This is a genomic window from Bifidobacterium sp. LH_417, from assembly GCF_056357035.1.
The window spans coordinates 137,373-160,033 of record NZ_JBKEVI010000004.1; the positions used below are offsets into that span (position 1 = coordinate 137,373).

Here is a 22,661-nt window from a genome sequence, read left to right on the forward strand (position 1 = left end):
GTGTCGCGGATTTGACGACTCGTCATGTTCTGGTAAGGTATTCACTCGTTGCCAAGACAACACCTGTCCGGGTGGCGGAATGGTAGACGCGCTAGCTTGAGGTGCTAGTGCCTATTTTATACAGGCGTGTGAGTTCAAGTCTCATCCCGGACACGATAGGAACCCTGCGGAAACGCAGGGTTTTTTCGTATGTGCGCAGGCTGTTTCGCTGACGGCGCCAGTAACACAATTCGGGCTATAGGCCCACAATTCCGGTGTTACTGGAATACCCGAAACCAGTAACATGGCTCTTTGCATTGTGATGTGTATGCCTCATGTGGTTCCGTTCCTCGTATCTCCTCCCGCTGGCGGGAGGTGGCGCGTGAGCGCCGGAGGGTGGCCGCGGCCCGAGGCGACGTAGCGATGGGGCCGAACCCGCATTCGCCTTTGTTGTTCCGTGTTGCCCGCCGTCGAAAAGGTGTCTGGTCGGAAAGGACGTGTCTGAAGGTTCGCATGGCGTTATGCGACGGGGATCCAGGCCGGCGACCGTGGGAACCCAATGTGGTGTTCCGGATTCCGGTTCCGGGCTCGCCAGTCGGACGCGGTGGGCTGAAGCCGGCGTTTCCGCTTCGACGGGGAGCCGTCGTATCCGCCCCGGTAGGACGACATGCGCCGATATCCGATATGTGCCCCGATGTCGCAAATCCCGGAGATCAGCGGCTTCGTCCGGGTTTTCTCAACGCCGGCTTCCTGCCGTTAAGCCTCGGGGGCGTCCCGGATTCGGGAGATGAGCGGCTTCATCCGGGATTCCTGACGCTGAGATGGGCGGCGGTGCGCCACAACGGCGTACGGGGATCGTGTTGTGGCGCAGCGGTGCGCCACAACAGGGTCGTAAGAGGCGGTTCGTGGGAGTCGTGGCGCGATATGAGGGCACGTCTGCTCCACGACTCGCGGTGGGAACGATACCGGCGGCTGTCGTGGAGCAGGCCCGCTCCACAACGCGGGCGGAACCCGGGATTGCGGGGAGTTGTGGCGCACTTTACGGGCCGGGAACGCCGAAAACAGGGGTTTGCACGGGGGTTGCTGCGGAATGCCGCTCCACAACAGGCTCTCCGGCACGTGTTGTGGAGCAGTCCCGCCGGAGACATGGGGATGGGAAGCCGCGCGCCGCACGCGTCCGCCGAACATTCCCCTGAAAACGACCGGCCCCACAATCGAAACGACCGGCCCAACACTGGCTCCCGCCCGAAACGACCGGTCCCTCACCGGCGAACACACCGGATCCCGACCCGCAACCACCCTCCGACGCTACGCGCCACCTCCCGCCAGCGGGAGGAAATACGGGAGGAAATAAGAGAGCTACGGCCGCATGGCCCGGCATCACGGCACCTCCAACCTGCGCCCACCCTCCAACACCACGCGTCCCATCCCGTCAGCGGGAGAGGGGCGGCAACCACAGGCGCGCGATCCATACACACCATAATGCGAAGAGCCAGAATATGTTACCGGTTTCGGTCATCCCGGTAACACCGGAATCGTGTTACCGGAGCCGCCAACGCAAAAAGAAGAAGCCCTACATCCCAAGCGGGAGTAGGGCTTATCGGTCGGGCTGACAGGATTTGAACCTGCGACGTCTTGCTCCCAAAGCAAGCGCGCTACCAAACTGCGCCACAGCCCGTCGTGCCGCCTGTAGCGGGCACAATCAATCATTGTACAATACAGATGGACGTGCGCGCCACTCCGTCCATCGGCGACTGCGGCGTGGACACCGCGAAACGCATGCGGAGGCCGCGTCGGCATCGGGTGCGACAGTCGAACGGAGGAAGACGGAACCATGGAGACGATGCGCATGGGACGGCACCAGCGCGCCGAGACGGGAGGTCTCGTCGCCTTCATCCTGTGCGCATTCGTCGGCGCCGTCGGCATGAATCTGTACTTGGAATACGCGCCGGCCATCTGGCAGGTGACGCAGCGTCGTTTCTCCGTATGCTCCGGCATCGTCGCCGCCTGCGCCGTCCTTTCCTTCTGCTCCGGATATATGAGCCATTCCAAATCGATGACGCTCAAGGCCGGGTGGCTGGTGCCGTTGCGCCGCACCTTCGAGACGCTCGCCCTATCCGTCGTGTACGCGGCCACCACGTTCCTGTCCACGTTCGCGCTGCTCGGCGCCATCAACGAGATGATGGGCACGCTGTTCGTCGGCTACATGTCGTCCGTGTGCGCCGCGTTCGCCGGTGTCGTCGGATACATGACGTTCGTACAGGCGGAGATGATGAGCGCCAAGACGCTCGCCTCGCTGCTGCCGTTCTTCGTGATCTCCGGCGTGTGCGTCGCCGGACTCACCACTGACGATCCGTACTGGTATCACAACAACTTCTCCCAGCTCGGCGACCGCACCACGTTCGCCGCCACCATGTTCAATTCGACGCTCATGCTCGCCGGCGTATGCGTCATCATCGTCAGCTACTTCGCCGTGTCGGAACTCGTCACCACCGAGCGGCTCATGCGTCTGTGGCATGACCGCACGCGCGAGGATCCGAACCACGGTTTCGACATCCCCCATTTCCGGATCCGCATGGCCGTGCTGTCCGCGCTGCTCACCGTCTCCGGTCTCGCGTTCATCGGCATCGGCGCATTCCGCTACACACCCCACAACCTCATGCACAACATCTGCGCGAAGGGCCTGCCGTTCGTCATGCTCGTCCTGTTCCTCATGCTGCCATGGCTGGCTCCACGCATCAGCAGGGTCGTCATGGTCGGCTCCGATCTGGCCGCGCTCCTGTGCGCCGTGTTCTGGGGCAACATGATGCTCGGCCGCAATACCCTCACCAACGTGGAGGCGCTCGCCGGCATGTTGTTCCTCGGCTGGTTTATCGTGTTCTCGCGTCAGATCGCCGCCATCGAGGCGGATCGCGTCTCCATGGAGCTCATACATGCGCAGACGAACGCGCAGACGAACGGACAGGAAGCCGGTCGCGTCGTTATGCCCGAGTCGCGCATCGCCTCCGACCGCTGAAGTCTCCGAGGCCTGCGGCAGGCAGGGGTGTCGGTCGGTGGGGGCTCCGTCGCGTCCGATATACCCGTATGGCCGAGATAACCGAGATGGCCAAGTCGCCCGAAACACCTGAGAAGCCCGATACGTCGCCGTCTTCTCTCGTCGGTACACTGATTGACGCAACCGCGCGGACGCATCGCCGTATTCGTGCTATGTTTCCCGTCACCCGTCATATAGAGGGAGAGGCCATGACCGACGACAAGCAGGGGGAGGGTCCCATCGCGGACGAACTGGAGCATGGCGAGGAAACGACGGTCATTCCGCCTTTGGACGCGTTCGATGCGTCCGTCACGTCCGATGTGTCTTCCGTGCTCGATGCACCCGCTTCGTTTGATGCGCCCGCCACGTCCGATGCAGGATCGTCAATCGGAACGTCCGATACGGGCACATCCGTCAGCATGCCAGACGACGTGTCCGGAGTCATCTCCGATGATGCGCCCGCCGCAACGGGAGACACGGCCGATGACGCCGACGATGTCGACGATGACGCCGTCGTATCGGAAGAGACTCCGCGTAATCCACTTGACGTTCCCGACTTCGATGCGTTGATGGCTCCCGTCGACATTCCTCGGCGTCGTCCGTCGATCGCCGTGGTGGCTGGAGCCGTCGTTGCCGCGCTTGTCGTCATCGCATTGGTCGTCACGCTCGTCGTCATCCGTCCGTTCGGATCGGTGCGTGCGGCCGACTATGCGGCGGGCACGAAACAGACCGTCGCGATGCAGCGGCAGTACGACAAGACATCCTCCGCAATCGATGACGCGCTCGGATTCCTGTACTCACAGGACACCGCCTATGACGCCCAGAAGGTGAGCGTGCTGAAGGTGCAGGCGACGAAACTGCGTGAGTCCGCGGCCTCGTTCGCCGATCTCAAAGCCAACAAAGATGCGAACGTGTCTGCCGCCTATGATTCCTACGCGCGTCAGGCCGACCGGTTCGCGGAACTGTCCACGAACCTCGCCGCATCGGCCGAGGCGTTGTCCACGATGAACGACGCCTGCGGAAACACGCCGAGCGGCACGGTGTACGACAGCGATTTCACCACCCAGTACGAGCAGTACATCGCCTCCTGCCGCACGGCGACGGAACCGTTGGCGAAGGCGAAGGCGAAAGTCGTCTCCGAATTCTCTTCGACGCTCACCCAGTCGCTCGACCAGATGACCGCCGTGATCGACCAGATCAAGGCGCTCGGTGCCCCGTCCTCCATCAGCTCGGGGTCGGATCAGGCACAGCAGCTTCAGACGCTTGCCTCGCAATTGGTCGACCTCGATGCTTCGTCGGGCGCGATCAACGATTTCCAGGACAAGCTGCGTCAGTCGCGTGAGAATGCGAATCCCTCCACGCTGCTACAGAAGCTCAACACGGCGCTCAAAGAAGGATATGCGGAGCAATCCAAGTAGCATGTTGCGTTGTGCGCCGTGCGTCGTGTCCCGCGCGTAGTGTCCCGTACACAGTGTACAGCGAGACGTGGCGCACGTCTTTGGCGGACGATTCCGTCACCATCGGCCATGATGCCGATACGATGGTGGCTATGAGTGAAACGCAGAAGAACCTGTGGGCCGCGCCGATGGCGGACGGCCCGTTGCACGCCACGGTCACCATTCCCGGCAGCAAATCCCTGTCCAATAGGTATCTGATCCTCGCCGCGTTGGGCGGCAAGCCGGTCACCCTCGTCGGCTTGCTGCGCTCGCGCGACACCGAACTGATGATGGGCGCGTTGGAGGCGCTCGGCGTGACCTGCGCCGTCGATCCGGAGAACGAGACGACCGTCACCGTCACGCCGCCCGCCGACGGACGTTTCCATGGCAATGTGGACGTGTACTGCGGTCTCGCCGGTACGGTGATGCGCTTCGTACCGGGGCTTGCCCTGTTCGCCGACGCTCCGGTGCGGTTCGACGGTGACGAGCAGGCGTACGCGCGTCCGATGAAGCCCGTGCTCGACGGTCTGGAACAGTTGGGCGCGACGATCGAATATCACGGTGAGGAAGGATTCCTGCCGTTCACTGTCACGCCGCCCGCCGACGCGGCTTCGGACGCATCCGACAAGCCCGCGCGCGTGTCGATCGACTCGTCCGGATCATCGCAGTTCATCTCCGGCCTGCTGCTCGTCGGCTCCCGTCTGGCGGGAGGTCTCGCGCTCACGCATACGGGGGAGAAGACGCCGAGTCTGCCGCACATCCGCATGACCGTCGCCGACGTGAACGGTGCCGGGGGAGCGGTGTCCGCGGACGAAGCGAGACGGGAATGGACGGTCGCGCCACGTGCGCTGCAGCTGCCGGAACGCGTGGTCGTCGAACCGGATCTGTCGAATGCGGCGCCGTTCCTCGGTGCGGCGCTCATCGCCGGCGGCAGCGTGCGCGTGCCGCACTGGCCGGTCGAGACCACGCAGCCGGGCGGTCTGCTGCCCGGTTACCTGGAACGCATGGGCGCGACGGTCACGTTCCCCGAAGAGGATGGTGTGCGGTACTGCCAGGTCACGTCCGACGGGACGATCCACGGTCTCGGCGATTTCGATCTGACCGCGGCCGGTGAGATCGCGCCGTCACTCGCCGCGATACTCGTGTTCGCCGACGCGCCGACTCGCATGATCGGCATCGGTCATCTGCGCGGGCATGAGACCAACCGTCTGGAGGCCCTCGTCACCGAAATCGAACGCATCGGGGGAACGGCGGAGGAGCTGCCCGACGGCATTGCAATCACGCCCGTGCCGCATGACACGCTGCATGGCGCGGTGATGGAAACGTATGCGGATCACCGTATGGCCACGTTCGCCGCGATGATCGCGCTGGCGGTGTCCGGTGTGCACATCGTCGACGTGCAGACCACGCGCAAGACGCTGCCCGACTTCGTGGGCATGTGGCGCGGCCTACTGGGAGAGTAGCGGCGACGGAATCCGGCATCCTCGGGTCACCGGAACAGCCTGGCGGCATAGGGAAGCCCCCGACCTCCGTGAACGGAGATCGGGGGCTTCCTCATGCTATGCCAGTGCTATGCGACCGGTCGGACGCGTCGGAGCGATGGACTCACTTGGCGAACTTGTTGCCGTAGGTGTCCTCGCCGGCCTCGGCGATGGCGGCGGACTTGCGGGCGATGGCCAGCTCCTCGTTCGTCGGGATGACGGCGATGACCACGGAGGAGTCCGGGGTGGAGATGATGCGCGGCTCCTTGGAACGAGTCGCGTTCTTCTCCTCGTCGAGCTTCACGCCGAACGGGGCGAGCTTGTCGCACACCATCTTGCGCACGATGTCGTCGTTCTCGCCGACGCCGGCGGTGAAGGTGATCACATCGCAGCCGCCCATCTGGTAGGTGTAGTTGCCGATGTAGCTCACGATGCGGTGCACGTAGACGTCAAGGGCGAGCTTGGCGTCCTCGTTGCCCTCGGCCACCAGACGGTGAACCTCACGCAGATCGCCGAAGCCGGTCATGCCCATCATGCCGGAACGCTTGTTGAACAGGGCGTCGAGCTCGTCCACGTTCATGTGGGCGTTGCGGATGAGGTGGAAGACCACGGCCGGGTCGATGTCGCCGGTGCGGCCGCCCATCATCAGACCCTCAAGCGGGGTGAGACCCATGGAGGTCTCGACCGGCTTGCCGGACACTTCGGCGGAGGCGGAGGCGCCGTTGCCGATGTGCAGGACGATCTGCTTGAGGCCCTCGGCCGGCTTGCCGACGACTTCGGGCACCACGGAGGAGATGAACTCGTGGGAGGTGCCGTGGGCGCCGTAGCGGCGGATGTGGTAACGGTCGGCGATCTCCTTGTTCAGCGCGTAGGTGCTGGCGGCCTTCGGCAGCTGGAAGAAGAAGGAGGAATCGAAGACGAAGATCTGCGGCACGTCCGGCAGCAGGGAGCGCATGACTTCGGCGCCCTTGGCCTCCGGGCCGTTGTGCAGCGGGGCGAGGACAGCCAGATCCTTGACCTGGTTGATGGTCTTGTCGGTGACGAGGGCCGGCTTCGGGAAGATGGAGCCGCCCTGGACGACGCGGTGGCCGACGGCGACGATGCCGGCATCGGCCAGCTTCGGGCCGTACTCCTCGAAGAAGCCGAGGACGCGCTTCAGACCCTGCTCGTGATCGTGGATCGGCTCCTCGAGCTCGTGCTTCTCGCCGTTGTACTCGTGCTTGTAGTGGCCGTCGACCGGTTCGCCGATCTTCTCGACGAGGCCGGAAGCGAGACCCTCACCGGTCTCGAGGTCCACCAGCTGGTACTTGATCGAGCTGGAACCGGAATTGATGACAAGGACGGTTTTCGCCATTGTGGGCATCCTCCATTGTGGTTGTCGTACCGTGAAACACGGCTTTCCAAGTGTTTAGAATACTCGTTGCTTGCTACAAAACGCGGGCTTCCCGCCGAATGACGGGAAGCCCGCGTGAACGTTCACTGGGCGGTGACGGCGGTGAGGGCGACGGTGTTGACGATGTCCTGCACCAGCGCGCCGCGGCTCAGGTCGTTGACCGGCTTGTTGAGTCCCTGCAGCACCGGGCCGATGGCGAGGGCGCCGGAGGAGCGCTGCACGGCCTTGTAGGCGATGTTGCCGGCGCACAGATCCGGGAACACGAACACGTTGACATGACCGGCGACGTCGTTGCCCTTCGCCTTGGTGGCGGCGACGGTGGGCGACCATGCGGCGTCGAACTGGATGGAGCCGACGACCGGCAGATCCGGTGCCTTCTCCTTGACGAGCTTCGTCGCTTCCTCGACGATGTCCACGTCCGGGCCCTTGCCGGAGCCGAGCGTGGAGTAGGAGAGCATACCGACCTTCGGCTCGATGCCGAACGCGCGCGCGGTCTCGGCGGACTGGATGGCGATCTCGGAAAGCTGCTCGGCATCCGGGTTCAGGTTGATGGCGCAGTCGGCGAACACGGCCACATGGTCCTTGAAGCACATGAGGAACGCGCCGGAGACGAGCTTCTGGCCGGGCTTGGTCTTGATGACCTGCAGCGCCGGACGCACCGTGTTGGCGGTGGAGTTGACGGAGCCGGAGACCAGACCGTCGGCGTACCCGAGCACGACGAGCATGGTGCCGAAGTAGCTGGCGTCCTTGAGCTGCTTGCGGGCCTGCTCCTCGGTCATGCCCTTCTTGGCGCGCAGCTCGCACAGCTTGGCGACCATCGGCTTGAGGATCTCCTCATCGTCCATGGACTGGAACCGGGCGCGGTCGAGGTACTTCAGGCCGAGCTCTTCGCCACGCGCGAGGATGGCGTCCTTCTCGCCCACGATGATGAGGTTCACCGCCTCGCGTTCGAGCAGGAAGTCGGCCGCCTTGATGATGCGGTCCTCCTCGCCTTCCGGCAGCACAATCGTCTTCTTGTTCGACTTGGCCTTGCCGATGAGCCCGTACTGGAACGCGTAGGGGGTGATCGGGAAGTCGACGTCCACGTCGAGCGCGGCGAGCACCTCCTCGGTGGGAGCGTTCGCTCGGAACGTCTCGAGCGCGAGGTTCTTGTTCGACTCGTCGGTGAACGGCACCTGCGGGATCGTCCACACGGGAAGGCCGTACTTGGCGAGGGTCTGCTTGACGGAGAACGCGTGGCGCGGGTCGCAGCCGGTCACGAAGATGCCGAGCACCCGGTTGCCGGCGGCCTCCATGCCTTCGACGGACAGCTTCACGGTCTCGTCCAGCTCGTCCGGCCAGCGGTCGATGGTGCAGATGGACAGGAACACGCCGGCCTGCAGATCCGCCGCGACGTTCGCGTTGAACTCGTAGGTCGTCGGATCGTTGACATGCGACTTGTCGGTGCCGACGATGAGCGCGGCATCGGAATGGGAGATGGTCCACGCGTCGTTGAAGGCGCCGACGATGTCGCCGCGGGCGGTCTCCTTGTCGGCACGCACTTTGTGGATGTCGAGTCCGGTGGACAGGGCGACGCCGAGGCCGGCGTTCGAGGCGGCGAGCAGGACGGGCGTGAAGTGGTCGTGGTTGGACACGGCGGGGCGGAACACCATCGTCTTGTACTTGGAGGTCAGCGCGTTGAGGACGCCGTATGCGACGACGTTGCGGCCATTGGCGCCCTCGGGGCTTGCGATGTATACACGGGTGACGGTCACTGGGGTCAGTCTCCTTTGATGATTCAGTGGTGGATGTAACCACACATCATTGTAGCGGCGGTTGTTATCGTTCACGTCCGTGTTGCCGGGAAAATCGGGAAAGTTGCATGAAGATGCCTCGATTACGTTCGAAATATCGTCCGAATATACGAAATGAGGGCTCGGGTATGGAACCCGAGCCCTCATTTCAGCCCTTACGGGATGCGATCACCTCATGGAGAGGAGATGCGTCACTCGTTGTCGCCAGCGGTGGCGGCGGTGGCGGTGACGGCGCCCTTCTCCTCGGTGTTCACGCCGGAGTAGATCCAGTCGGTGTAATCCGGGTGATCGTAGCCGTTGTCGACCGCGAACTGGAAGGCTTCCTGACGGAAGTCCTCGAGCTTCTGGATCTCATCGGCGTACTTGTCGGCGTCGATCATGCGCAGAGCCTCGGCGGTCAGCTCGTAGCGATCGATGCGGTTCACGCGAACCATGTCGAACGGCGTGGTGGTGGAGCCTTCCTCCTCGTAGCCGTGGACGTTGAAGTTGTCGTGGTTCGGGCGATCGTAGATCAGGCCACGCACGTCGTGCGCGTAGGAGTGGTACGCGAACAGCACCGGCTTGTCGGCGGTGAAGATGTCGGCGAACTCCTCGTCGGTCAGGGCCTCGTCGTTCTCCTTGGCGGACTGCAGGGAGAGCAGATCAGCCACGTTGACGACCTTGAACTTGATGCCCATGGCCTTGAGCTTGTCGGAAGCGGCCATGATCTCCTGGGTCGGGACATCGCCGGCGGCGGCAAGCACGACCTCGGCCTCATCGTTGGACTTCGCGGTGGAGGCCCAATCCCAAGCGGCGGCACCCTTCTCGAGCTCGGCGCGAGCCTCGTCGAGGGTCAGCCAGGTGGCGGCCGGCTGCTTGCCGGCGATGATGGCGTTGATCTTGTTGGTGGACTTGTAGCACTTCTCGGCGATGGCCAGCAGCATGTTCGCGTCGGTCGCGAAGTAGATGCCGATGACGTGGTCGTTGTGGAAGCACTTGTTCAGCAGCACGGAGGTGACGCCCGGATCCTGGTGCGAGAAGCCGTTGTGGTCCTGACGCCAGACGTGGGAGGAGACCAGGAGGTTCATGGAAGCGATCGGCTTGCGCCACGGGATCTCACGAACGGTGGCCTCGAGCCACTTGGCGTGCTGGTTGAGCATGGAGTCGATCACGTGCACGAAGGACTCGTAGGAGCTCCAGATGCCGTGACGGCCGGTGAGCAGGTAGGCCTCGAGGAAGCCTTCCATCTGGTGCTCGGACAGCTGCTCGACGACCTGGCCGGAGACGTGCATGTGCTCGTCGACCTCGTCGGAGATGTAGCCGGCATCCCACTGCTTGTTGGTGACCTCGTAGGAGGCCTGCAGACGGTTGGAGGCGGTCTCATCCGGTCCGAAGATGCGGAAGTCGTGCATGTTGCGGGCGATGATGTCGCGGGTGTAGGCACCGAGGGTGCGGGTGGCCTCGAGCTGGCCCCAGCCGTGGCCGTACTTCTTGACTTCCTTGACCTCGTAGTCCTCGAGCGCCGGCAGGTCGAGATCCTTGCGGATCACGCCGCCGTTGGCGTTCGGGTTGGCGCCGATGCGCAGCTCGCCCTTCGGCATGAAGGCGAGGACATCGTCCTTGACGGCGCCGTTCTCGTCGAACAGCTCCTCCGGCTTGTAGGACTCGAGCCAGTTCTTGAGGACCTCGAAGTGGGCCTCGGTGTCGCGGGCGGAAGCCAGCGGCACCTGGTGGGAACGCCAGGAGCCCTCGGTCTTCTTGCCGTCGATGTACTTCGGGCAGGTCCAGCCCTTCGGGGTGCGGAAGATCAGCATCGGGTAGAACGGACGGTGCATGTTGTCCGTGTTGGCCGCGGCCTTGATGTCGCAGATCTCGTCCCAGATGGACTCGAAGAGCTCGGCGAAGCGACGGTGGATGGACATGTGGTCCTCATCGTCGAAGCCGGCGACGAACTCGTACGGCTCGTAGCCCATGCCGTGGAAGAACTCGTGGAGCTCCTCGTCGGAGATGCGGGACAGGATGGTCGGGTTGGCGATCTTGTAGCCGTTGAGGTGCAGGATCGGCAGCACGATGCCGTCGGTGCGCGGGTTCACGAGCTTGTTGGACTGCCAGCCGGTGGCCAGCGGGCCGGTCTCGGCCTCACCGTCGCCGACGATGGCCGGGACGAACAGGCTCGGGTTGTCCATGATGGCGCCGTAGGCGTGGGACAGGGCGTAACCCAGCTCGCCACCCTCGTGGATGGAGCCCGGGGTCTCCGGAGCGAAGTGGGACGGGATGCCGCCCGGGTAGGAGAACTGGCGGAAGAACTTCTGCAGACCGGCCTCATCCTTGGTGATCTTCGGGAAGGTCTCGGTGTAGGTGCCGTCCAGGTAGGACTGCGAGGTGCCGGCCGGGCCGCCGTGGCCCGGGCCCATGATGATCACGGTGTTCTGGCCGTGATCGGCGATGAAGCGGTTGATGTGGCCGATCAGGAAGTTCAGGCCCGGGGTGGTGCCCCAGTGGCCGACCAGACGGTGCTTGACGTCCTCGCGGGTGAAGGGCTCCTTCATCAGCGGGTTGCTACGCAGGTAGATCTGGCCGATGGAGAGGTAGTTGGCAACGCGCCAGTACTTGTCAACGCCTTCGAGGGCCTCCTCGGAAACCGGAGCGTTCAGCTTCTTCCAAGGGGTGCCAATAACAGGACTCGTCATGTGTACTCCTGTACTCCTGCGCGCCGATCGTGCGATCGTCGCGCGATTGATTATTTCCACTCGGTCGCGGTGCCCCGCAGCCTTGCGACTACGCGGTTTCCGCTCCCAATCACTCGTTATGGTACGAGGACAACACGACTTTTGAACGATTTCTTGCGGGTGTGTTCGGGATTGTTGCGTTTTTTGCTGGTTTTGTGTGAATTGCCCGTGTGATTGTGCACATCGAAAATCCGTGTCGATGAAATGAAAACGTTGGAATATCAATGAAAACAATGTTTGTTGTGAGGTATGGCACGTTCGTTTCGTTATGTTCACTCCCGGCGTGTTGACGGGACGGCCATGTGAAGGAAGTGCGTTTTCCGCACAGGAAAACGGCCATTTCCCCTTGTCTTGTTCGGCGGGGATAATGATTCGGCAAGTCATCAAGTTACATCCCGATAAACGTTAGGGGAACATCCATGGCAACAGGTCCTGTGCTCGTCGTCGACTTCGGCGCCCAGTACGCCCAGCTCATCGCTCGCCGCGTCCGTGAGGCCAACGTCTATTCCGAACTCGTGCCCCATTCGATGCCCGTCGACGAGATGCTGGCCAAGGATCCGAAGGCGATCATCCTCTCCGGCGGCCCCGCCTCCGTGTTCGAGCCCGGCGCCCCGCGCGTCGACAAGAAGCTGTTCGAGGCGGGCGTCCCCGTGCTCGGCATCTGCTATGGCTTCCAGGCCATGGCCTACGCCCTCGGCGCCGACGTCGACAAGGCCGCGCTCGGCGAGTACGGCAAGACCGAGACCGTCATCGACCACGCCGACGCCATCCTCGCAGGCTCCCCGGTCGAGCAGAGCACGTGGATGAGCCACGGCGTCGCCGTCAAGACCGCCCCCGAAGGCTTCGAGGTGCTCGCCCACACCGAAGGCGCTCCCGTCGCCGCCATGGCCGACGAGTCCCGCAAGCTGTACGGCGTGCAGTGGCACCCCGAGGTCAAGCACACGCCGCTCGGCCAGAAGCTCATCGAAACGTTCCTGCACGACTGCGCCGGTCTCGGCTCCGATTGGGACGCGTCCTCCATCATCGAGGACCAGGTCGCGAAGATCCGCGAGCAGGTCGGCGACGCCGAAGTGATCTGCGGCCTGTCCGGCGGCGTTGATTCCGCCGTCGCCGCGGCTCTCGTCCACAAGGCCATCGGCGACCAGCTCACCTGCGTCTTCGTCGACCACGGCCTGCTCAGGAAGGGCGAGGTCGAGCAGGTCAAGCACGACTTCGTCGAAGCCACCGGCATCCGCCTCATCACCGTCGACGCGGCCGACGACTTCCTCGACGCGCTCAAGGGCGTCTCCGAGCCGGAGCGCAAGCGCAAGATCATCGGCGAGAAGTTCATCCGCACCTTCGAGAAGGCCCAGCTGCAGGTCCTCGAGGAGGCCGGCGCCCGCGGCAAGGAAGTGAAGTTCCTCGTGCAGGGCACCCTCTACCCGGACGTCGTCGAATCCGGCGGCGGCGACGGCGCGGCCAACATCAAGAGCCACCACAACGTCGGCGGCCTGCCCAAGGACATCAAGTTCCAGCTCGTCGAACCGCTGCGCACCCTCTTCAAGGACGAGGTGCGCGCCATCGGCACCGAGCTCGGCCTGCCCGACGAGATCGTCTGGCGCCAGCCGTTCCCCGGTCCGGGCCTCGGCATCCGCATCGTCGGCGAGATCACCCGCGAACGCCTCGACGTCCTGCGTGAGGCCGACGCCATCGCCCGCGAGGAGCTCACCAAGGCCGGTCTCGACCGCGACATCTGGCAGTGCCCCGTCGTGCTCCTCGCCGACGTCCACTCCGTCGGAGTCCAGGGCGACGAACGCACCTACGGCTCGCCCATCGTCCTGCGCCCCGTCTCCTCCGAAGACGCCATGACCGCCGACTGGTCGCGCGTGCCTTATGACGTGCTCGCGGCGATCTCCACCCGCATCACCAACGAATGCCGTCAGATCAACCGCGTCGTGCTGGACTGCACCTCCAAGCCGCCGGCGACCATCGAATGGGAGTGATCGCGGGATGAGGCGCACGCCCCCGTATCCCGCCTGCCGGTGAACGGCATGGCCCGGAACGTTGTGAACGTTCCGGGCCTTTTTTGAACGACACGTGTGCGTCCGCGGCCATAGGGCGTGTTGGTGGGGGTGTGTCACTAGTCTGTCATTGGCTGCGGCTCGACGCCGTACGCCGGAGAGCAACAGGGAAAACAACGACAACGAGAAGTAGAGAAGAAACAGTGGCACGTCGGCATTTCGTCGGATTGGACGGCATCAAGGGGCTCGCCCTCATCGCCATCATCCTGTATCACTGCGAGCAGTCGTGGCTGCCGGGAGGATTCTACGGTGTGGACGTGTTCCTCACCGTCTCCGGCTTCCTCGCCGCGACGGGGATGTTCACGCGTCTCGCGGAAGGCGCGGGAATCGGACTGGAACAGTACTGGCCCAGAAGATTCGTCAGGCTCTACCCGGCGCTGGTGCTCATGGTGCCCGCCGTCGGCTTCGCCGCATGGTGCCTCGACCGCGATCTGCTCGTCCATATCCGCGACCAGATCGTCACCGTGGCGCTCGGCTGCTACAACTGGTATGCGGTCGCCAGCGGCAACAGCTACTTCGCCCAGATGAGCCCGCAGCTGTTGCGGCACCTGTGGTTCGTCTCCGTGCTCATGCAGCTCTACCTCGTCGTGCCGCTCGTCGCATGGGTCATGCATCGCATACGACGCACCCATTGCGCCGTCCTCGTGCCGATCGCGCTCGCCGCCGGCAGCGCCTTGTCGATGAACCTCCTCTACGAGCCGGGGAAGGACCCCACCCGCGTCTACTTCGGTACCGATACGCATGCCACGGGCTTCATGCTCGGCGTCGCGCTCGCATGGGTCGCCACCCATCACCGCGTCGTCACGGGCGAACGGCTCCCGTGGACCACGCGCATGCGGCGCGTCCTCGCGCCGGCGGTCGCGTTCGTCGCCGTCATCGCGCTCATCGACATGGCCGTGCGCGGCGACCAGGACGCCGACGCGTTCCAATGGGGGATTCCGTTGGCGAGCGTCCTGTCCGTGCTGCTCATCGGCGGCACCGTCCAGACCGACTCGTGGATGCAATCCCAGTTCGTATTCCGCCCGCTCGCCCTGATCGGACGGTATTCATACGGCCTGTACCTGTGGCATTGGCCCGTGTGGCTCATCATCTCCGCCACGCTGCCGCGTCTCCTACCCGGGATGGATGTGGGTCTGTGGGTGCTGCCCGTGACCTTGGTCATCGCCGTGGCGGCCACTGCGGTCTCGTGGATCCTCATCGAGCGTCCCGCGGCCAGGGGCGGCATCAGTTCGATCATCGTGCCCGGTCCCGGATCGACGTGGAAGGACGTCGTGCGCGCCGTCGCCTCGGTCGTCACGCTGCTGCTCGTCGTGGGCGGAGGCGTCTACGCGGTCAAGGACGCTCCGGAGCAGACCTCCGTCGAGATCGCGCTGGAACAACAGAGCGCGCGCCTGACCGCCGAACGGGCGCTCGGGCGCTCGCAGGTGCCCACGCCGCGCAAGCCGCCGCACACCATGCCCGCCGGAGACCAGATCACCGCCGTCGGCGATTCCGTCATGCTCGCCGGTTCCAAAGGACTTGAGGGCATGTTCCCCGGCATCGACCTCGACGCGCAGGTGTCCCGCTCCAGCTTCGCCGGATTCGGCATCCTCTCCGCCAAGGGGGCCGGATTGCGCCAATGGGTCGTCCTCGGACTCGCCACCAACGGGCCCGTGCCGCCCGAGCAGCTCGACCAGTATCTGAACATGGTCGGCTCCGACCGCGTGCTCGTGCTCGTCAACGCGCACGGCGACCGTACGTGGATCCCGCAGAACAACCAGCTGCTCGCCGACTTCGCCGCCGCCCACCCCGACAACGTCGTGGTCGCCGACTGGAACGCGATGGCGACCGCGCACGCCGACGTCCTCGCCGCCGACGGCATCCATCCCAGCGCGAGCAGCGACATCTACGCGCAGGCGGTCAGACAGTCCATCCAGGCGTGGATCGACGCCGGCCACTGACCGGCGCCCCGTCGCGAGCCGTACCCCGATCGCAAGGGGCGGCGCGCGGCGGGGAGCCGGTCGGCAACGGCCATTACACTTGAATTTCGTCCATTGATAACTGCAAACAACGTTTGGGAGATACGGTGAGCGCAATCCTCGAAGGGAAGCCCGACAAGAACCTTATTCTCGTCACGGGAAGGATTCATCCGAAACTCGCGCAGGACGTCGCCGATCAGCTCGGCATCGACGTGCTGGAAACCACCGCATACGACTTCGCGAACGGCGAGATGTACGTGCGCTACACCGAATCGGTCCGTGGTGCCGACGTGTTCGTGCTGCAAAGCCACTACAAGCCGATCAACAAGGCGATCATGGAGCAGCTCATCATGATCGACGCGCTCAAGCGCGCCTCCGCCCGCTCCATCACCGCGGTCTGCCCGCTGCTCGGTTACTCGCGTCAGGACAAGAAGCACCGCGGCCGTGAGCCCATCTCCTGCCGTCTCATCTTCGACCTGCTCAAGACCGCCGGCGCCGACCGCATCATGTCCGTCGATCTGCATGCGGCGCAGTCCCAGGGCTTCTTCGACGGCCCGGTCGACCACCTCATCGCCATGCCGGTGCTCGTCGACTACATCCGCGACCGTTTCCAAGATCATCTCGACAACGTCGCCGTCGTCTCCCCGGACGCCGGCCGCATCCGCGTGGCCGAGCAGTGGGCGCAGCGTCTCGGCGGCGGTCCGCTCGCCTTCGTCCACAAGACGCGTGACATCACCCGCCCGAACCAGGCCGTCGCCAACCGCGTCGTCGGCGACGTCAAGGGCAAGGACTGCGTGCTCGTCGACGACCTCATCGACACGGCCGGCACCATCGCCGGCGCATGCAAGGTGCTGCGCGAGGCGGGGGCCAACTCCGTCACCGTCGTCGCCACGCACGGCGTGCTGTCCGGCCCTGCGGTCGACCGCCTCAAAGAGAGCGGCGCGCGCGAGGTCGTCCTCACCGACACCGTGCCGATCCCCGAGGAGAAGCGTTGGGACGGGCTGACCGTCCTGTCCATCGCCCCGCTGCTCGCCGGCGCCATCCGCGCCGTGTTCGAGGACGGTTCCGTGGCCGAATTGTTCGACACATATCCCGAACACCACGGTCAGGGTTTCCTTTTCGCCTGACCTTATGGTATAAATAAACACTTGGCGGCGAACGCCGCCGGTCCCCCATGGTGTAATGGCAGCACACGGGCCTTTGGAACCCTTTGTCTTGGTTCGAATCCAGGTGGGGGAACGCCTACACCGCAGCAGACGGCCGTCCGGCTCATCCGGGCGGCCGTCTATCGTTAGTGCTGGAAACAGATGACACGCCAAGTGAAGGGAACGACACGCTTATGGCATCCTCGGCAGTGACCGCCGCAATCATCCTCGCCGCGGGAGAAGGCACCCGCATGCGATCCAAGAAGCCGAAGGTGCTGCACACCTTCGCCGGCAAGACCTTCCTCAACCGTGTAATGGACTCCGTCAGGGCGCTCGACCCCGCCACGCTCGCCGTGGTCGTCCACTTCCAGGCCGAGCGCGTCACCGCCGCCGCGCGCTCCTACGACGAGAACGTCACCATCGTCAACCAGGACGACATTCCCGGCACCGGCCGCGCCGTGCAGTGCGCGATGGCGCAGCTCGCCGCGGACGGGCCGCTGACCGGCCCCGTGCTCATCGCCGCGTCCGACATGCCGCTGCTCGACGCCGACACGTTGCGCCGCCTCGTCGAATTCCACAACGAGTCGGGCGACGGTGCCACCGTGCTGACCACCGTGCTTGACGATCCGACCGGCTATGGCCGCATCATCCGCGACCGTGAGGGCAACGTGCTGCGCATCGTCGAACAGAAGGACGCCAACCGCAGCGAACTCGCCGTACAGGAGGTGAACACCTCCGTGTACGTGTTCGATGCGGAACTGCTCGCCCGCGCCATCGCCGACCTCAAGTCCAACAACGCGCAGGGCGAGTTCTACCTCACCGACGCGCTGGAGACCGCCCGTGAGGCGGGCAAGGTCGGCGCGTTCACCGCCCCCGACCCCTTAAGCGTCGAAGGCGTCAACGACCGCGTGCAGCTCGCCGCGCTCGCCAAGGCGCACAACCGTCGCGTATGCGAGGCTTGGATGCGTGACGGCGTCACCATCCTCGACCCGGAGACCACGTGGATCGAGGACGACGTCGAGATCGGGCGCGACGCTACCATCCTGCCCGGCACGTTCCTGCAAGGGCATACGGTCATCGGCGAGGAAGCGGTCGTCGGACCGTACTCGACGCTCATCGACGCGACCGTCGACGCCGAGGCGGTCGTCGAACGCTCCCGCGTGCAGGAATCGCACATCGGCCGCGCCACCAACATCGGCCCGTGGACGTACCTGCGTCAAGGCAACGACTTCGGCGAGGAAGCGAAGGCCGGCGCGTTCGTCGAGATGAAGAAGGCGCACATCGGCAACGGCACCAAGGTGCCGCATCTGAGCTATGTGGGCGATGCCGAACTCGGCGACCACACGAACGTCGGCGGCGGCACCATCACCGCCAACTACGACGGCGTGCACAAGAACCGCACGACAATCGGCGCGGGATGCCATATCGGTGCCGGCAACCTGCTCGTCGCGCCCGTCGAGGTCGGCGACAATGTCACCTCCGGCGCGGGCTCCGTCATCCGCCACGCCGTTCCCGACGACACCATGGTGTACTCGGAGAACACGCAACACAACGTCGAAGGCTGGAAGCCCGCCTGGGAGCGCTGACCGGCGCGCTCGACGAAACCTGCCGGACCAATCAGAACAACGCAACAGACACGAGGAGATTCATGACCGCACTGCAGTCATCCATCGACGACATCCGCATCGCCGCCGAAGCGGCCGACCGCGTCAAGGCTACCGACATCGTCGCCTTCGACGTGACCGGTCCGCTCGGCATCACCGACGTGATGATGATCGCCGGAGCATCCAACGAGCGTCAGGTGCTCGCCGTCGCCGAGGAGATCGAAAAGGACCTCTACCTCAAGTGCGACGGCCGCAAGCCGCGTGACCGCGAAGGCCTCACCGAAGGCCAGTGGGTGCTGCTCGACTACGGCGACTACGTGATCCACGTCATGCACGAGGAATCCCGCGAATTCTACGGACTGGAACGCCTGTGGCGCGACTGCCCGCAGATCGACCTGGAGCTCGCGCATCCGGAAAGTGCGGAATGATGGTCCGTCACGTCAGGAACGTCTTCCTGGTGCGGCACGGGCGCACCTCCTATAATGCGGCGCACAAGCTGCAGGGGCAGGTGGACATCCCGCTCGACGCCGTCGGTCGATGGCAGGTCGTCCAGACGGCGGCCGCATTGAAGTCGCTGTACGTCGACCGGCTGCCGAACGTCACCGGGCGGCTCATCGTCTCCTCGGATCTCTCCCGCGCGCACGCCACCGCGCAGGCGTTCGCCGATGCGCTCGGCGGCATCGAGGCGGGGGTCGAGGTGCATGACGACGAACGCGTGCGCGAACGCAGCTTCGGCGACTGGGACGGCCATGCCGTCGCGGAGCTCGCCGAACGCTACCCCGAGGATGTCGCATCATGGCGCATGCACGGCGGCGGCGAACTCAAATACGGCGCCGAACCCAAAAGCCATGTGGGGGAGCGCGGTGCCGAAGCGTTGAACGACTGGGCCACGCGGGCCGGTTCGGACACCGACCTGTTCGTGTTCTCCCATGGCGCATGGATCGCACAGACCCTGCAGACACTGCTCGGATTGGACAACGTGGATCCCACGTTCGCGACGGTCGTCTCGATGCGCAATGCGCACTGGGTGCGGCTCACGCTGATGAACATGCCCGACGGCACGTTCCGCTGGCGTCTCGCCGACTATAACCACGGTCCCGCCATCGCGGACACTCCCGAATGGGAAAGGGAGCGCTGAGCAGGCGTAGCCGGTGAAGGGCTACGACGGACTATGACGGGTTCGGTCGATCAGATCGGTCGGACCCGTCTCCGTCGCTGGCATGGACGTGGGCGACACGCGGGCGACACGCGATATTTGCCGAATCGCGTTTGCCGTCGTAATGTATACGAGGTTCGTTTGAGCGGGCTGCTCATCGAATACGGGGCTATGGCGCAGCTGGTAGCGCATCTCCATGGCATGGAGAGGGTCAGGGGTTCGAATCCCCTTAGCTCCACGAAGCGAGAGCCGGTGATTATCGGGTTTTGCTGTGATTGGGTTTTCCAGTCGATAATCGAATACGGGGCTATGGCGCAGCTGGTAGCGCATCTCCATGGCATGGAGAGGGTCAGGGGTTCGAATCCCCTTAGCTCCACGGATATGCTGAGGGCTCGTAGGAATTCCTACGAGCCCTCGTTGCATTTGTTCCCCCAGATGGCCGATGCCTGTGCTGGCGGAGTTGGTAGCGTAGCCGGGCCCGGGAGCCGGCTACGCCACCAACGGTCAGTTCGTGGTGCCGGAGGATTCGGTGCCGGTGCCGCTGGAAGAGCTGGAATCCGTGCCGCTGGAGTCGGTCGTTCCCGATCCGGATCCGCTTTCCGTGGTGCTGGATGATCCGGAGCTGCTGCTGGAACCGGAGCTGCTGCCGGAGGATTCCGAGCCCGTCGTGCCGGAGCTGGACGAGCCCGTCGTGCCGGAACCGGAGGACGACGAGCCGGAACCGCTTGTGCCTGAGCCTGAGGTTCCGGACGAAGAGTCCGTGCCCGTCGACCCGGTCTTGCTGTCGGTCTTGCTATTGGTCTTGCCGTCCGTGGTGCTGTCCGTGGTCTCGCCGGTCGTATCGTATCCGCTCTGGTCGTTCGGCTGTTCCGGCGTCGACGGCGTGTTCTGCGTGGACGAATCGTTCGTCGTCGTCTTGGATGTGGACGAGGGGCTCACGATGTCGCGCACCACGGTGTCGGTGCCGTTGCCGTTGGTGATGAGCATGACCACGCCGGCCGTGATCGCCACGCCCAGCAGGCCGCTGACCACGGAGACGATGATGGCCATACGCTTCGGATCGATCTTGCGCTTGCCGCGCAGCTCGGACACGGTGTAGGTGCTCGTGTTCGTCGAAGGGACGTCGCCGAATCCGTTCGAGCCGGCAACACGCCCGATTCGTCCGTTGGCGTTGCCGTTGGTCGCGTTCGCGGCAGCGGGGGGCAGCGGCACGTCGCCGATACCGAGTCGGCGTCCCTTCGCGCCGGCGGTGCCCGCCGCAAGCACTTCGGTGCCGTTGAACCGTCCGACGACGGTCTCTTCGCCATCGTCGGACGGCTCGGACTCGGCATCGGACTTCGCGTCCGTTGCATCCTTCGTTGCGTCCTTCTCGGCGTCCTTCGCGTCGGTCTTGGACTCCTCGTCGTCCGCATCGGACCCGGAGTTGCCGCTCAGCGGATTGACCTCCTGGAGTTTCTCTCCGGAGGCCCTGAGAATCGTGCCGTAGATGTTCGCCGCCAGAGTGGAGATCACGTAACTGGCCGCCGCGCCGATGACCGAACCCGCGATGCCGATCTTCGCGGACAACAGGAACGAGGTGACGGCGGCAAGCGATCCCGCGATGATCTGCGACATCGATATGCCTTGGAAAAACTTCTTCACGAAGATAGAACGTACCGAAAACTGCTTGGAATAGTCTGAGGCGTCCACGAAAGATTCAGAATGCTTACATGTGTGTGCGAATCTCCACAGAAGCGACATATCGGCGTCACATGGGCGGCCGTCGGTGCGCGCGCCGGCGTTAGTTGCGATGCAGCGAATGGCGCGTCGGGCGGATGACGGACAACAGCACGGCCGTGAAGATCAGCGCGAACCCGACCAGTGAGCTCCACATGATTCTTTCGCCCCAGAATAGTGCGGAGAACGAGACGGCGAACAGGCTTTCCGTGCACATGATGATCGATGCCTGCGAGGCGGGTACGTGCGCGAGCCCGATGTTCTGCATAATTTGTGCGCTCATCGTCGCTCCGAGGAACAGGTACAGGACGCTCGCCACCACCGGCGGGGCCAGCCATGCCGCGCTCGGAGCGGATTCGGTGGCCGCGGCGCCCACGAGGAACAGCGCGCCGGCGACCGCGAACTGCACGAAGGTGACGGCGATCGGGTCGAAGCGTTTCGTATACACGCCGAGACAGGTGAGATTGAACGAGAAGATGATCGCCGTGCCGATCGTCAGCCAATCGCCGATGGACAGCGAAAGCGTCATGCCGTCCTTGAGCGAGACGAACCCGACGCCGATGAGACAGATCACACCGGCCACCAGATTGATGGCCTGCGGGCGGACGCGTGAGACGAGCCACGTGGCGAACGGGGTCAGCACGCAGTACGCGGCGGTCAGGAACGCGCTGCGCCCCGGGTCGATGGTCTTCAGACCGATGGTCTGCGTGACCATCGTGCCCCAGTAGGTGAGCCCGACGACCAGCGTCGGCACGATGATCGCACGATTGAGGGACGGCAGGATGCGACGGTGGAACAGGACGAGCATGCACGCGCAGGCGCCCGCCATGCGCAGCGTCATCAGCCATTGCGGAGGAATCGCCGCCATCGCCACCTTGGCGAGCAGATAGCTGCCGCCCCACAACGCCGCGCACGCCAATAGCATGAGACGCGCCAGATTCGGCGGGAACGAACGGGACCAGCGACTGCGCAGGGCGTCGAACCGTTGGGTCATGCGCACACCCACCTTGACATCCTTTCTCGAATGGTGCCGTCCGCCGGCTCATGTCGATTACGGCGGACGGCGGTATGCCGCTCATACGATACGGCGGGCGCGGGCGTGACATGCCCATGTGTGCATGCTCACAGCGGATACCGGCCGGGCGCGTCGGGGAAGTGGGTAATGTGGTTGGCGGATATACCCGTCCGTTGCAACGAA

The 22,661-nt window shown here is 64.4% G+C and carries 14 protein-coding genes and 5 tRNA genes; 13 read left to right on the forward strand and 6 right to left on the reverse strand.

The window, feature by feature from the left end; all coding sequences use genetic code 11:
- Positions 1-65 precede the first annotated feature (65 nt).
- Positions 66-153: transfer RNA gene (locus tag AC1AYR_RS04430), tRNA-Leu, on the forward strand.
- Positions 154-1,583: 1,430 nt separating this feature from the next.
- Here AC1AYR_RS04430 and AC1AYR_RS04435 read toward each other — a convergent pair.
- Positions 1,584-1,657: transfer RNA gene (locus AC1AYR_RS04435), tRNA-Pro, on the reverse strand.
- Between the two features lie 171 nt (positions 1,658-1,828).
- Between AC1AYR_RS04435 and AC1AYR_RS04440 the strand changes: the two genes are divergently transcribed.
- The 3 genes from AC1AYR_RS04440 to aroA all read left to right on the forward strand — a co-directional run bounded on the left by AC1AYR_RS04440 (position 1,829) and on the right by aroA (position 5,912).
- Entirely contained in the window at positions 1,829-2,995 is a 1,167-nt protein-coding gene (locus tag AC1AYR_RS04440) for an ABC transporter permease (RefSeq protein ID WP_476511518.1), read from the forward strand.
- A gap of 227 nt (positions 2,996-3,222) precedes the next feature.
- The gene (locus tag AC1AYR_RS04445) at positions 3,223-4,431 is read left to right on the forward strand and encodes a hypothetical protein (protein ID WP_476511517.1); all 1,209 of its coding nucleotides are present in this window, start codon (positions 3,223-3,225) and stop codon (positions 4,429-4,431) included.
- 131 nt (positions 4,432-4,562) lie between these two features.
- The gene (aroA, locus tag AC1AYR_RS04450) at positions 4,563-5,912 is read left to right on the forward strand and encodes a 3-phosphoshikimate 1-carboxyvinyltransferase (protein ID WP_476511516.1); all 1,350 of its coding nucleotides are present in this window, start codon (positions 4,563-4,565) and stop codon (positions 5,910-5,912) included.
- Between the two features lie 142 nt (positions 5,913-6,054).
- On the opposite strand, the gene AC1AYR_RS04455 is transcribed toward aroA, so the two are convergent.
- The 3 genes from AC1AYR_RS04455 to AC1AYR_RS04465 form a co-directional block, all read right to left on the reverse strand.
- Positions 6,055-7,284, reverse strand: coding sequence for an acetate/propionate family kinase (locus AC1AYR_RS04455; RefSeq protein WP_476511515.1), 1,230 nt, complete (start codon positions 7,282-7,284; stop codon positions 6,055-6,057).
- A gap of 122 nt (positions 7,285-7,406) precedes the next feature.
- Positions 7,407-9,077, reverse strand: coding sequence for a phosphate acetyltransferase (gene pta / locus AC1AYR_RS04460; RefSeq protein ID WP_476511514.1), 1,671 nt, complete (start codon positions 9,075-9,077; stop codon positions 7,407-7,409).
- A gap of 230 nt (positions 9,078-9,307) precedes the next feature.
- On the reverse strand, positions 9,308-11,785 hold the full coding sequence (locus tag AC1AYR_RS04465) for a phosphoketolase (RefSeq protein ID WP_476511513.1): 2,478 nt from the start codon (positions 11,783-11,785) through the stop codon (positions 9,308-9,310).
- Between the two features lie 458 nt (positions 11,786-12,243).
- Here AC1AYR_RS04465 and guaA point away from each other — a divergent pair, with 458 nt between their 5' ends.
- The 9 genes from guaA to AC1AYR_RS04510 all read left to right on the forward strand — a co-directional run bounded on the left by guaA (position 12,244) and on the right by AC1AYR_RS04510 (position 20,123).
- Entirely contained in the window at positions 12,244-13,806 is a 1,563-nt protein-coding gene (gene guaA, locus AC1AYR_RS04470; RefSeq protein WP_476511512.1) for a glutamine-hydrolyzing GMP synthase, read from the forward strand.
- A gap of 221 nt (positions 13,807-14,027) precedes the next feature.
- Entirely contained in the window at positions 14,028-15,824 is a 1,797-nt protein-coding gene (locus AC1AYR_RS04475) for an acyltransferase family protein (protein WP_476511511.1), read from the forward strand.
- A 125-nt stretch (positions 15,825-15,949) separates the two neighbouring features.
- Entirely contained in the window at positions 15,950-16,969 is a 1,020-nt protein-coding gene (locus AC1AYR_RS04480; protein ID WP_476511510.1) for a ribose-phosphate diphosphokinase, read from the forward strand.
- 41 nt (positions 16,970-17,010) lie between these two features.
- Positions 17,011-17,081: transfer RNA gene (locus AC1AYR_RS04485), tRNA-Gln, on the forward strand.
- A 100-nt stretch (positions 17,082-17,181) separates the two neighbouring features.
- The gene (gene glmU / locus AC1AYR_RS04490; RefSeq protein WP_476511509.1) at positions 17,182-18,573 is read left to right on the forward strand and encodes a bifunctional UDP-N-acetylglucosamine diphosphorylase/glucosamine-1-phosphate N-acetyltransferase GlmU; all 1,392 of its coding nucleotides are present in this window, start codon (positions 17,182-17,184) and stop codon (positions 18,571-18,573) included.
- A gap of 62 nt (positions 18,574-18,635) precedes the next feature.
- Entirely contained in the window at positions 18,636-19,019 is a 384-nt protein-coding gene (gene rsfS / locus AC1AYR_RS04495) for a ribosome silencing factor (protein WP_476511508.1), read from the forward strand.
- Positions 19,019-19,729 carry a histidine phosphatase family protein gene (locus tag AC1AYR_RS04500; RefSeq protein WP_476511507.1) on the forward strand — a complete coding sequence of 237 codons (711 nt, stop codon included), beginning with the start codon at positions 19,019-19,021 and terminating at the stop codon, positions 19,727-19,729. The genes rsfS and AC1AYR_RS04500 overlap by 1 nt, the downstream gene beginning before the upstream one ends.
- A gap of 183 nt (positions 19,730-19,912) precedes the next feature.
- Positions 19,913-19,985 (forward strand) — tRNA-Ala (locus AC1AYR_RS04505).
- A gap of 65 nt (positions 19,986-20,050) precedes the next feature.
- Positions 20,051-20,123: transfer RNA gene (locus AC1AYR_RS04510), tRNA-Ala, on the forward strand.
- A 128-nt stretch (positions 20,124-20,251) separates the two neighbouring features.
- Here AC1AYR_RS04510 and AC1AYR_RS04515 read toward each other — a convergent pair.
- Positions 20,252-21,361 (reverse strand): hypothetical protein, encoded by a 1,110-nt coding sequence (locus AC1AYR_RS04515; protein ID WP_476511506.1) that lies wholly within the window; start codon positions 21,359-21,361, stop codon positions 20,252-20,254.
- Between the two features lie 166 nt (positions 21,362-21,527).
- Positions 21,528-22,457, reverse strand: a complete 930-nt coding sequence (locus tag AC1AYR_RS04520) for a DMT family transporter (protein ID WP_476511505.1) — start codon at positions 22,455-22,457, stop codon at positions 21,528-21,530.
- Between the last annotated feature and the right edge of the window lie 204 nt (positions 22,458-22,661).